The organism is Amycolatopsis sp. cmx-11-12, from assembly GCF_046269425.1.
Classification (GTDB): Bacteria; Actinomycetota; Actinomycetes; order Mycobacteriales; family Pseudonocardiaceae; genus Amycolatopsis.
This window is the reverse complement of record NZ_JADNQM010000018.1, coordinates 148,240-160,129: the sequence shown is the minus strand read 5'-3', so window position 1 is coordinate 160,129 and position 11,890 is coordinate 148,240. Positions and strand designations below refer to the sequence as shown.

Below are 11,890 nucleotides of genomic sequence, written 5' to 3'. Positions count from 1 at the left end.
CTACCCTGAAGGTAGTAAAGGAGGCCTTCACGGACCGACTCCCCGTCAGAACTTGGTGCCCAGCCAGGTCATCGCGACCGGCCCGCCCGCCGAGACGCCGCCGATGTGTTCCAGCAGCGGGAACTCCTGCCAGGTGACGTCGGCACCGAGGGCGCGGTAGCGGTCGCGCAGGCCCTTGCCGACCGAAAGCGGGATCAGTTCGTCCAGTGACGCGTGGTACAGGTAGACCGGCGCGCCCGGTTTGGTCTTGCCCGCCAGGTTCTCGCCGAGGCGGGCCTGCCAGCGCGGGTCGGACGAAACGTTCGGCACGGTCGTGAAGTCGTTGAGCCGCGCGAAAGGCGCCGCCGCGCCGAGTTCGACGGTGCACGCTTCCTTGACCTTCGCGACCATCCTCTCGCCCTTCGCGTTGAGGACGTCGTTGAACGGCAGTTCCGGGTACGCCGTCGAGTAGCCGACAGCGGCGCCGAGCACCAGGCCGAACGCGGGACCGCCGTCGTTGAACTTCAGGACCGCGTTCAGATCCGCCGGGACACCGCCTTCCGCGACACCGACCAGGTTGACGTCGGGCGCGTAGGACGGTTGCAGTTCACCGGCGAACGCCGCGGCCTGACCTCCTTGTGAGTAGCCGAAAACGCCGACCGGCCCGGTCTTGGACAAGCCTGCTTCGGGAACCCTGGCGGCCGCGCGGGCGGCGTCGAGGACGGCGCGGCCTTCGGACTGGCCGACGGCGTAGGTGTGCGTGCCCGGCGTGCCGAGGCCTTCGTAGTCGGTCACGACGACCGCCCAGCCGCGCGTAAGCGCTTGGCTCATCAGGAGGACTTCGTTCTCGGACCCGTTCGTCAGCCGGGTCGACGGCGCGCAGCGGTCGCCGAGGCCGTGGGTGCCGACGGCGTAGCTGACCAGCGGGCGCGGGCCCTTCGTCCACGGCGCGTGGGGGACCAGCAGGATGCCCGACACCGTGTTCGGCTGCCCGGTCGCCGAGGTCGAGCGGTAGTTGAGTTTCCAGGCTTTCGCCGGTGCGGTGGCGATGACCGGCTTGTAGTCGACCAGGTCCCCGGGAGCGCTCGGCGCGGCTTGCGCGGCGGGCGCGCCTATCAGGGCGGCTGCGAGGGCTGAGACCAGAACTGTCCGAAGCACCGTTGCCTCCAGTTTGGTAATTGAGATTTTCGCAATGTAGGCCGTGTTGGTAGCATCTGGCAATCCCTATTACCGAATCGGGGGAGGTCGAGTGGCCCGCACGTACGGCGGGGTCGCACCCGAGCAGCGGCGCGCCGAACGGCGTGAACGCCTGCTCGTCGCGGCCCTGGACCTGTTCACCTCGACGGGCTACCGGCAGGCGAAGATCACCGAGTTGTGCACGCGCGCCGGCGTTTCGACGCGGAACTTCTACGAGGAGTTCGAGAGCAAGGAACGGGTGCTGCTGACCCTGCACGAGCGCATCAACGCCCTCGCGCTGGAGCACGTCACGGGCATCCTGGAACGTCTGGAGGACGCCGACGCGGTCACCCGGATCGGGACCCTGCTGGACGTCTTCGTCAGCACGGTGACGTCAGACCCCCGGATGCCGCGGCTGAACTACGTCGAGGCGGTCGGTGTCAGCGCCGCTTTGGAGGCACAGCACCAGGAATGGGTCGACCGATGGGCCGCGTTCATCGAATCCGAAGCCCGGCACGCGGCCCTGCACGGCGTCGCGCCGGACCGCGACTATCGCTTGACCGCGATCGCGCTCGTCGGCGCCGCGACCGGACTGCTGCGGGAATGGCAGGCGCACTCGCCACCGCTGCCGGTCGCCGACGTCGCCGCCGAACTCCGCGCCCTGATGCTGGCCGCCATCACCCGGCCGGCCTGAGCGCGCGACGTCAGTTCTGGGCGCCTTCCTTGTCCGGGTCGAGGTCGATCCGGTCCCGCTTTTCGCCCTCGGGCTTCTTACCCGGCTCTTCCTTGGCCCAATCGCCGAGTGTGCCGATCGCCGTCCGGAGCCGGTCTTGCTGCTCGGCGTCGGTCTGGGCGTACTTCTCGGCTGCCTCTTTGATGCGGTCGCCTGCCGCCAGGTAGCGCGCGGTCGTCTTCTGAAAGAACGACTCGACGTCGTTCCTCAACTGCTTCAAGGCGGTGTCGGCGTCGGTGGGGACGACCCCGCGACCCACCAGTTGGCCGTCGGCGTAAGAGGTCTTCGCGAGTTCCCCGAGTAAGCCCGAGTAGATCTCGGCCGCTCCGTAGCAGGCCTCGGCGAGCTGCAGCACGACCGTGACGTCCACGGCGTAGCGCTGGCCTCCGCCCGAGCCTGCTTTGGCGGCGCCCTTCGCCGGGGGTTGCGTCATGTCGTAGAGCTCGAGATCCCTGCGGTCCACCCCGGCGATCTCGTGCTCGATGGCCTTGATGGCCTCGTGGTACTCCTTCTCGGCCTTGTCCAGGTCGCTGTGGAGATCGCGGACGCCGGTGTCCACGTGGGCGAAGAACGCGTCCAGTTGCGGGAACCTCAGGTTTGAGTTCATCGGCGGCGCCTTCACCTCCATCGCGAACTCGAGCAGGATGAGTGTGTTGCCGACGCCTGCCGGAGCCTTCCGGCCCAAAGCCCCGATGATGGTGGTGGCGTAATCCCAAGCATCGCTGACGGAGTTCAGCAGCAGCTTCTCCTTGGGAGCCTCCGCCGGCGCCGGAGCGGCTTCGTTGAGCGCGGTGGTGGCCTCCGCGATGAGGTGCAGGATGTTGTTCCTGGCGGCGTGGATGATCGCGGCCCGGCACGAGTAGCTGTTGCCGAGCCACTTCACGAGGATGTCCTGGTGGGTGAGGGTGGGTCCCACCGTCGCGAGAAAACCGTCCTGGAGGCTGTTCGCCGCGAGCCCCATCCAGCCGGTCATCCAAGCCCGGGTGCCTGACTGGGTGTTGGTGCCCGCGAGGAGCGCGATCTGGGTGTCCAGGTCGTGGTCGCCCATCGCGTCACCGACCCGCATCTTCTTCTCGACGGACGAGAAGGCGGCGTAAGCCTCTTCAAGCGACGACAGTTCCGGTCCGCCCGCGAGATCCGGGATCGCGGTCGCCAGCTGTTCCCGTTTCCGCCACGCCCAATCCCCGACCTGGGAAAAAACGTCGAGAGCCCGGCATTCGGCGTACTTCGCCTCCGGCACGCTCCAGCCGTCGCAGGCCTCCGCCTGCGGCCGGTTCGCCGGGGTGCCGTCATTGACCGCCCACTCGACGATCGGACAAGTCGTCAAATGGCCCCGCGACTCGACGGGGACCTGCCAGCGAGCGGGCTCCGGCGCCCCGGAGATCAGGCTCGTCCCGCCTCGCAGCATCAGACCGGCGTCGTGCAGCCAGCGCTTTTCCAGTGTCTGCCAGTAACTGTTGAGCGCAGCCGTAAGCGTCGCCGAATACTCGCTTCCGCTCATGTACTTGCCGGTCATCCCACCCACCCCGTTTCGCATTCCCGCGGCCGGACGGGCGGGAATGCGATCGAGGGTAACAGGATGCTGTGACGTCTAGGGTCAGATTGTCACTTCTTTCCCCGGCTGAGCTACGACGCGGCGGAAGCCCGGCGGAAGGTGTTGTGCAGGACGGCCAGCAGCGCGTCACGGACCGACAGCCGCTGCCGCGCGTCGAAGGTGATCAGCGGGACGTCCTCGCTCACCGCGAGCGCCCAGCGCACGTCCTCGAGGTCGTGTTTGAGGGAACCGTCGAAGACGTTCACCCCGACCACGAACGGCAGTCCGGCCTTCTCGAAGTAGTCGACGGCCGGATAGCAGTCGTCGAGCCGCCGGGTGTCGACGATGACGAGCGCGCCCAGCGCGCCCAGCACGAGGTCGTGCCACATGAACCCGAACCGGTCCTGCCCCGGCGTGCCGAAGAGGTACAGCTTCACCTCTTCGTCGATGGTGATGCAGCCGAAGTCCAGCGCCACCGTGGTGGTGGTCTTCGACGGCACCTCCCCGCCCGTACCGTCGACGGCCGCGCCGGTCGAGGTCATGGCCGCCTCGGTGGTCAGCGGTTTGATCTCCGAGATCGCCCCGACGGTCGTCGTCTTGCCGACGCCGAACCCGCCCGCGATGACGATCTTGACCGGTGTCGGCGGCTTGGCCGCCGCCGGTTCAGCGAATTGCTTCGAGTCCACGAATGACCCTTTCGATCATGCCGAGGTCCTGGGTGAGGCTTCCGGCCGGGCGCCGGAGCACCACATAGCCGAGCGCGGCGAGGTCCGCCACGAGCACCCTGGCCACGCCGATGTGCAGGCCGAGCATCGCCGCCACTTCGGCGACGGATTTCGTTTCCCGGCAAAGGGAAACGATCTCCCGTCGTTCGAAGGTCAGCCTCGCCTGCGACGCCGCGCCGAGCCTGCTGGTGAGCACCTGCGCTTCGATTTCGAGCGTGCCGTCCACCGGCTGCGCACGGCCGGCGGTGAGCAGATACGGGCGCAGCGGCGAAATGCCCTGTTCGCCGCCGCGGGGCCGAGGTACCTGATCGTCGCTCATTCCCTTATCCCCTCGTCATTTCAGCTGCCGACGCTCTTCTTGAGTTCCTCGATCAGCGCGGGGGTGAGCACCTCGGTTGCCCGGTTGGCGAACATCGCCATCTCGTAGGCGATCGTGCCGAGGCTGGCCTGCTTCGTGGCGAGCACGCCGAGCGAACAGCCGATGCTGATCGTGCAGACCAGCAGGTAGCCCTGCTCCAGCTCGATGATGATCTTGTCGGGCGAACCGAGCGGGTGGCTCTCGGAGACACCGTGTGCCAGGCCGAGCATCGCCGAGCAGATCGCGGCCAGCCGGTCGGCGTTGGCGCGTTCCAGCTCGGACGACATCGCGATCAGCAGGCCGTCGGCCGACACGGCGATCGCGCCCATCGCGCTCGCCGTGTTCTGTGCGAAGCGCGTCACCAACCAGTTGAAGTTCCGGGCTTCGACGCTGACTCCGGTCGTCATCTCTTGCTCTTCTCTCTCTGTTCCATCTCCGGGTTGACGGCTTTCTCCAACCCGTCACTGAAGGCGTCGAACGCGGCACGTTCGGCCTCTGGGTCACGCATGGCCTTGGGCTTGGCGGTGTTCAGGGCGGCCCGCGCGGTCTGGTGCCGCGCGGCCGGTCCTTTCGACAGGCCCGGCGCCAGCTGCGCACCGGGGACCCGCCTGGTGAGACCGCCGCGGGAGGCGGCGGGCACCGGTGTCGGGGTCGGCATCGGGTTGGCAGCCGGTGGGCTCACCGGCTGCGATGGGGCTTGCGGAGGCACCGAATCCTTGAAAGGTCCGGTGGCCTTCGCGAGTCCTGCCTCGAAACCGTCGAAGGCCGCTTTGGCCGCTTCTGGATCATGCCTTGACTTCTGCCGCGACGGCGCTTCGGGGGCACCGGGGAGCTGCGCGCCCTTGACCCGCCGCCGCAGCCCGCCGCGGGTCTCCCCGGAATCGGCGGTCAGCGTAGGCGCGGGCGCTTCGTAGTACGGCACGGGTTCGGGCAGCGCCGTCGGCACTGGCACGGGCAACGGGGTGGGTTCTGGCATCGGCATCGGCTCCGGAAGTTCCCGGTCGGTCTTGCGGAACCACCGGAAGTCCTTGGGGCGCTGGCCGTCGCGCGGGACCATCCCGGCGATCGCCAGCGTCGGCAGCTCACGCCCGGACACCTTGTCCCTGGGCTGGGACGGGGGCGGGGACTGCCGAGGGGCGGGTTCGTCTCCCGGCTCCACGGTCGGCCACGCCGGCGGCGGAACGGCCTTCCGCACGGGCTGCCGGTAGGTCAGCAGATTCGGCGGGACGGCGATCCGCGCGGTGATGCCGGCGCCCGGCTCGGTCTCGGACAGCTCGACCTTCAGCCCGTGCCGCCGCGCGAGCCGCCCGACCACGAACAGGCCGAGCACACTGGTCGGCGCCAGTTCGAGCCGCTCGCGCTCGACCAGCCGCCGGTTCTCCTCGGCGAGCCGTTCGGCGGTCATGCCGATGCCCTGGTCCACGATCACGATCAGGCAGGAGCCGTCGGGCAGGATCTTCGTGCCGACGTCCACAAAGGACTCCGGCGGGGAGAACGACGTCGCGTTCTCCAGCAGCTCCGCGAAGATCAGTACCAGATCCGAGCCGAACGGCGACGACAGCAGGACGTCGCCCATCGAACCGAGCCGGACCCGCTGGTAGTCCTCGATCTCCGCGAGCGCCGAACGCAACGCCGTCGACAGCTCGATCGGCCCGGAAATCCTTGCCTCGTCGCGGTTTCCCGAAACGACGAGGAGGTTGTCCGCGTTCCGGCGCAGCCGGGTGGAGAGGTGGTCGAGCCGGTAGAGGCTCGCCAGCAGGGCGACGTCCTGTTCGTTGCGCTCCAGTTCGTCGACCAGCGCCAGTTGCCTGCCGACCAGGTTCTGCGTCCGCTTCGCGACGTTGGCGAACATGAGGCCGACGTTGCGCCGCGTGACGGCCTGCCGTTCCACCAGTTCGGCCGCGGTGGCCTGTACCCGGTTGAACGCCTCGGCCAGCTTCCCGAGTTCGTCCTGGGAGGACACGTCGATGGTGGCCAGTCGTGGCGCGAGTTCTTCGGCCTGCTCGGTGTCGCTGACCCGGACCAGTTCGGTGCTCGCGAGGTCCGCGACCGACGTCGCCGCCGTGGTCAGCTTCCGCAGCGGATCCGCGATCGACCGGCTGACCGCGATCGCGAGACCACCGACCAGCAGGAACAGCACACCGGCGCCGACACCGATCGTCCACGCCAGGTTCTGCGCGGCGTCGGCTCGCGCGGTCGCCGCGTCGGTGATGCCGGTGGTGACCGTGTCCTGTGCGAGCCGCCGCTGATTCGACTGGGCCTCGACGGCGCCGAGGATGTCCGGCAGCAGTGCCTGCACGGCCTGCTGGCCCCGGGTATCCGGGAGCTTGGCTTCCAGCGCGTCGACCCGGCGGCCCGCCTCGCCCTGTTCCACCGCGACGACCTGCGTCGCCTGGGTGACGTCGGCCTGCTGCACGAACCGTTCGAGGAACAGCGACGCCTGCTGCTTCGCGTCGTCCAGCACCGGCTCACCGGAGTCGGGGGTGATCGCCACGATGATCAGCGCCATCCCGCGCAGCGAGTTCTCCTCGTTCGCGCGCAGCAGCGCGTCGAGCGCCGTCAGCTGCCGGGTTCCCTCCGCGTCACTGGTCTGCTGCGGGACGAGCCGCAGCGAGTTGACGACCGAGTCGATCACCGCGTGATAGGTCCGTGCCACGCTGTCGAGGGAGGCACCGCGCCGGAGCGCGTTCTCCCGGATCTCGTTGAGGGACCCGATCCGCACCAGCGCGGCCGCGAGTTCTTCCGGCGCGTCGGCGCTCAGCTGCGAACTCACCTGGTTCACCGTGTCCGCGACGACGCCTTGCTGCTTCTGCATCGCCGCGCTGCTCGCCGACGGAGACGCGATGTAGTGCGCCGTCAGCAGCCGCTCCCGTTGCAGTTCCCACGCCAGCGTGCCGAGGGCACGGGCCTGTGACGCGACGTCGGCGGTGGTGCGGGCGGACCGGGCGTCGTCGATCTCCCCGGCGACGTAAGGCACCGACACCAGGACCACGGCGGTCAGCGGCAACATCAGGAGCAGGTTGAGCTTGCCCCGGATGCCGAGTCTGCCGAGCAACCCGGAACGCGGGGTGCGTTCCGGCCGGGTCTTCCCGTGCCTCATGATCACCTTTCTTCTCAGCTCAGCCCGAGGTGCCCGCGGTGCTGCTCCCGGACGAGGTCTTCGATGGACGCGCGCAACGCGAGGAACTCGGGCGCGCGTTTGACCGCGAGGTCACGTTCACCGGGCAGGTCGACCACGATGTCGGCGGCCACCCGGCCGGGGTCCGAGGCCAGCACCACGACACGCCGTCCGAGGAAAACCGCCTCTTCGACGTCGTGGGTCACCATCAGCACCGTGGTGTGGGTGTCGGTCCAGATCCGGCGGATCAGGACCTGCATGTCCTCTTTGGTCTGGACGTCCAGCGCGCCGAAAGGTTCGTCCAGCAGCAGCACCTCGGGTTCGCACACCAGTGCCCGCGCGATCGCGACCCGCTGCTTCTGCCCGCCGGAAAGCTGCTTGGGCAACGACTTCCGCAACCCGTCGAGCCCGGTCTCTTCGAGATACCAGTCGATCCGGCGCGCGCGTTCGGCCTTGTCGATGCCGAGCAGTTCGAGTCCGAACGCGACGTTGCTCTCCACCGTGCGCCACGGGTACAGCGCCCCGTGCTGGAACACCAGCCCGCGATCGGGGCCCGGTCCGGTGACGGCGTCGCCGTCGAGGGTGATCAGGCCTTCGGTCGGTTCGGCCAGCCCGGCGATCAGCGAGAGCAGGGTCGACTTGCCGGATCCGCTCGCGCCGACCACGCAGACGAAGTCGCCGCGCGCGATGTCGAGGTCGATCCCGTCGAGGGCCCGGGTGGTCTCGCCGCGGACCGTGTAGTCCTTGGCGACGGCCTTCAGCTGAAGCGTCACGCCGCCCACTTCCCGACCTTGGACCGCAGGAGCCGCAGCGCGACGTCGATGACCAGGCCGAGGAGGCCGATCACGATCAGCAGCGCGAAGATCCGGTCGGTCTGGGTGAACCGCTGCGCCCGCATGATCCGCAGGCCGAGCCCGGCGGTGGCGTTGATCAGTTCGGCGACCACCACGAAGTTCCACGCGGCCGCGGCGTTGACGCGGGTCGCGTCGATCATGCCGGGCAGCGCGTGCGGCACGATCACCTTGCGCAGGACCTCGCCGCGCCGCGCGCCGAGCGTGTACGACACGTCGATCAGCGAACGCGGTACCCCGCGGACGGCGTCGGCCGTCATCAGCGTGTTGAAGAAGACCGTGCCGAGGAACAGCACCGCGACCTTCGACGGCTCGCCGAGGCCGAGCCAGATCATCAGCAGCGGGATGAACGCGCTCGCCGGCAGGTAGCGCAGCATCGCGATGACCGGTTCGAACAGCGCCAGCCCGGCGTTGAACGTCCCCATCACGATGCCGAGCGGGATCGAGACGAGCACCGCGAGCCCGAAACCGAGCAGCACCCGCTGGGTGGTGGCCCAGAGGTCGCTGAACAGCTCGCCCGACTTGATCATCTCGAGCAACGCGTCGAACACCGCGACCGGGGTCGGCAGGAACGTGGGCTTGATGGTGCCCAGCGCGTTCAGCGTCACCCAGATCAGCAGCGGGATCGCGAACGAGGCCACCGCCAGCGTCCACCGCCAGCGCACGGGGATCGGTGTCCGGAGCGAGAACAGCGGGGAGGCGTTCGGCTTGAGGCCCGCCCGGCGGGGCAGCGGCGACCAGTCCGGTCGCGCGCCGCCCCGGCGACGGTCTTCCTGCGCTTCGGCGAGCCGCTGCTCATCGTCGAGAAGCCGCGCTTCGGCTTCGTCAGCGGCGTCCGTCCGCTGAGCGGCCTTCCCCGCCGCGTCCGTGGTGCTCACTTCACCGCCTTGACGTACTGGTCGTCGAACAGCCCGTCGAAGTTGGGCCGGTTCTGGGCGAGCCCGTTGGCGATGATGAAGTCGGCGATCTTGCCTGCCTGGAAGTTCAGGTGGGCGGGGGTGACGCCGGGGGTGAACGCGTCGAGGTTCTGCTGCTTGGTGAAGATCGTGGTGCCCGCGTCGTAGCTCTTGTACTCCTCGATCGACACGGCGCCGCGCTTAGCCATGATCCGCACGGCCTCGTCCCGGTTCTGCTTGATCCAGTCGATCGTCTGGAACCAGGTGGTCACCAGTGCCTGGACCTCCTTCTTGCGCTCCTTCGACATCTGCTCGGAGACGACCAGGTGGTCGGGGATGGCACCGGGAAACTCGGCGGACGTCGCGATCGCGCGGCTGCCGGGGCGCTCGAGCGCCTTCGAGGTGAAGGGGGCGAAGGCGGCGACGGCGTCGACCTGCTCGCCCACGAACGCGGCCGCGGCGGCGTCGGTCAGCAGCGGGACCAGCTCGATGTCCTTCTCGGTCAGCTTCGCCTCTTGCAGCGCGAGCAGCAGGAGGTAGTGGTCGACGGTGCCCTGCTCGACGGCGACCTTCTTGCCCTTGAGGTCGGCGACGCCGGTGATCCCCTGCCGGGCGATGATCTTGTCGTTGCCGGTCGAGTTGTCGTTGACCAGGACCACCGACAGCTTCGCGCCACCGCTGACCGAGGCGAGCGTGTCGTTGAGGGTCTGGCTGTTCGCGTCGATCGCGCCGGAGGAGAGCGCGTTGATGCTCTCGGTGTAGCTGTCGAACCACTTCAGGTCGACGGTCACGCCGTTCTTCTCGAAGAGGCCTTTCTCCTGGGCCACCGCCCACGGGAACCAGCCCGGCCACGCGCTGTAACCGATGGTGACCTTGGTGCCGGAAGCGGCCGTGCTGTCGGAACAGGCCGAAAGGGCCGTCACACCAGCCAGCGAAAGGGCACACAACAACGCCGTCATGACACGGCGGGAACGGGAAATCACAACGCACTCCTGGGGAAGGGGAGTAACAAGGTCGTAGAAAGTTCCGGCGGCTCGAGCGCAGGAGTGATCGACCGGTGTCGAGCCCCCTCTCGGAAGCCCGGCCGGCAATAGCGGACGGTGCGGCCGCACACCCGGCCGTCCCATCCAAAACCTCTGAACACACTGGATAGAGGTGATCACCCCGTTGCCCTCGGCGGCGATCCTATCGAGTGGCGCAAGGCCTACCTAGTGTGATCGTCAGCTCTTGCATGAATTCCTGTCACATTCTGCTAAACCGGGTGCCGCTCGCCCCTTCGGGCGGCGTCTCGTCAGGTGGGCAACCCTGGGTGCGGCGGCATGCGTCCACCGGGTGGCCGGTGAAATCCTCGCCGGTCTTCGGGAGGGAGCAAGAGGATGAAGATTCGTTCGGCCGCGCTGTGTGCCGTCGCGGCGGCGTTGGTGGCCACAGTGCTCGGAGCGGGACAGGCGAACGCGACCAGACCGTCCAGTTTGGTCCTTGCCCCGACCGCGATCGTCGCAGGTGGGACGGTCACCGCGGATATCTATTGCCTGCGCCCGTCGGGGGCGGGCGAGCTCGCGACGACGCTCACCGCGGCCGGTCTCGCCGCGCCGATTCCCTTGCGGGTAGTGGGAGACGGCGGCACCGGCGGCATCGGTGTCGCGTTGCGGGGCGACGGTCCTGTAGGGACAGTGCCGGGCCGGTACACGGCGTCGTACGACTGCTGGGGCTGGATCGTCCGCGCGGAGTTCGTCGTCACGAACTGACGGCGCGACACCGGAGAAGCGAAGGCCGCTTTCGGGATTTCGACCATCCCGGGAGTGGCCTTCGCCGTGTTCTCACGTTCGAGGTCTTGGCACATCTCGGGGGTATGTGTCGCGAGGGTAATTTCGATCGTTCGACAGAATTAGGATGAGTCGTCAGGTGGCATGGGCGGGCAGTAGGCCGAATGTCGTAATCAATTGTCTGAAACCGTGAAAAAGGACGCCGGGAAAAATGTCGAAAGAGTCGCCGATTTTCGAAGGATAAGTTCGTGTGAATTCGATGTGACGTGGTGGATTGGGGGCGGTTCTCGCGAGTGGTAAGGGACTCGGAGTACCTGCTTCTGCGGCCTCGGCAACCCCGCCAGTCATCACGATGGCGCGTGAAGGCCCCCTATCCCAGTACATGAAGGCCCCCTTCCTTGCGCTAGGCGCAAGGAAGGGGGCCTTCATGTACCTCAGGTGGGCAAGGGCGGCGCCAGACGCTGTGGGCGGCGTGTGCACGCGTTCACCTGGCCGTGAAGGCCTCCTTGCCTACCCTGAAGGTAGTGAAAGAGTCCTTCGCTACCCGCCAGCCGGCCCAACATCGTCGACTTCCGGCCAGCCACTCAAGAGGTCTTGATCGATCAGGTGGCCGGGAGGTAACGGCTTGCGGTCCGGCAGCTACACACCGATGATCGGCAAGGGGTGTCGGGTGTCACCGTTCAGTGGGTTTCGCCGCCGCCTTCTAGGCAATACCGTCGGCGGCAAAGCCGAAGTCACAGATGCCCTGACCGGG

General features: G+C 68.0%; 11 protein-coding genes. 2 read left to right on the top strand and 9 right to left on the bottom strand.

Annotation, left to right across the window (positions count from 1 at the left end; genetic code table 11):
- Window positions 1–45: 45 nt before the first annotated feature.
- Complete coding sequence (locus ACLARN_RS24335) at window positions 46–1,137, bottom strand: lipase family protein (protein ID WP_409493762.1); 1,092 nt, start codon at window positions 1,135–1,137, stop codon at window positions 46–48.
- A 91-nt stretch (window positions 1,138–1,228) separates the two neighbouring features.
- Between ACLARN_RS24335 and ACLARN_RS24330 the strand changes: the two genes are divergently transcribed.
- The gene (locus ACLARN_RS24330) at window positions 1,229–1,849 is read left to right on the top strand and encodes a TetR/AcrR family transcriptional regulator (protein ID WP_409493761.1); all 621 of its coding nucleotides are present in this window, start codon (window positions 1,229–1,231) and stop codon (window positions 1,847–1,849) included.
- Between the two features lie 10 nt (window positions 1,850–1,859).
- Here the strand turns inward: ACLARN_RS24330 and ACLARN_RS24325 are convergent, their stop codons facing one another.
- The 8 genes from ACLARN_RS24325 to ACLARN_RS24290 all read right to left on the bottom strand — a co-directional run bounded on the left by ACLARN_RS24325 (window position 1,860) and on the right by ACLARN_RS24290 (window position 10,353).
- Window positions 1,860–3,404, bottom strand: a complete 1,545-nt coding sequence (locus ACLARN_RS24325; RefSeq protein WP_409493760.1) for a hypothetical protein — start codon at window positions 3,402–3,404, stop codon at window positions 1,860–1,862.
- Window positions 3,405–3,514: 110 nt separating this feature from the next.
- Complete coding sequence (locus ACLARN_RS24320; protein ID WP_409493759.1) at window positions 3,515–4,108, bottom strand: GTP-binding protein; 594 nt, start codon at window positions 4,106–4,108, stop codon at window positions 3,515–3,517.
- Window positions 4,086–4,466, bottom strand: coding sequence for a DUF742 domain-containing protein (locus tag ACLARN_RS24315; protein WP_409493758.1), 381 nt, complete (start codon window positions 4,464–4,466; stop codon window positions 4,086–4,088). The genes ACLARN_RS24320 and ACLARN_RS24315 overlap by 23 nt, the downstream gene beginning before the upstream one ends.
- A 20-nt stretch (window positions 4,467–4,486) precedes the next feature.
- Window positions 4,487–4,912 carry a roadblock/LC7 domain-containing protein gene (locus ACLARN_RS24310; protein ID WP_005156032.1) on the bottom strand — a complete coding sequence of 142 codons (426 nt, stop codon included), beginning with the start codon at window positions 4,910–4,912 and terminating at the stop codon, window positions 4,487–4,489.
- On the bottom strand, window positions 4,909–7,605 hold the full coding sequence (locus ACLARN_RS24305) for a nitrate- and nitrite sensing domain-containing protein (RefSeq protein WP_409493757.1): 2,697 nt from the start codon (window positions 7,603–7,605) through the stop codon (window positions 4,909–4,911). The genes ACLARN_RS24310 and ACLARN_RS24305 overlap by 4 nt, the downstream gene beginning before the upstream one ends.
- Before the next feature lie 14 nt (window positions 7,606–7,619).
- The gene (locus ACLARN_RS24300; protein ID WP_409493756.1) at window positions 7,620–8,396 is read right to left on the bottom strand and encodes an ABC transporter ATP-binding protein; all 777 of its coding nucleotides are present in this window, start codon (window positions 8,394–8,396) and stop codon (window positions 7,620–7,622) included.
- Window positions 8,393–9,352, bottom strand: a complete 960-nt coding sequence (locus ACLARN_RS24295) for an ABC transporter permease (protein ID WP_409493755.1) — start codon at window positions 9,350–9,352, stop codon at window positions 8,393–8,395. Before ACLARN_RS24295 ends, ACLARN_RS24300 begins: the two co-directional genes overlap by 4 nt.
- Window positions 9,349–10,353 (bottom strand): ABC transporter substrate-binding protein, encoded by a 1,005-nt coding sequence (locus ACLARN_RS24290; RefSeq protein WP_409493754.1) that lies wholly within the window; start codon window positions 10,351–10,353, stop codon window positions 9,349–9,351. The genes ACLARN_RS24295 and ACLARN_RS24290 overlap by 4 nt, the downstream gene beginning before the upstream one ends.
- Window positions 10,354–10,746: 393 nt before the next feature.
- Here ACLARN_RS24290 and ACLARN_RS24285 point away from each other — a divergent pair, with 393 nt between their 5' ends.
- On the top strand, window positions 10,747–11,118 hold the full coding sequence (locus ACLARN_RS24285; protein ID WP_409493753.1) for a hypothetical protein: 372 nt from the start codon (window positions 10,747–10,749) through the stop codon (window positions 11,116–11,118).
- Window positions 11,119–11,890 lie beyond the last annotated feature (772 nt).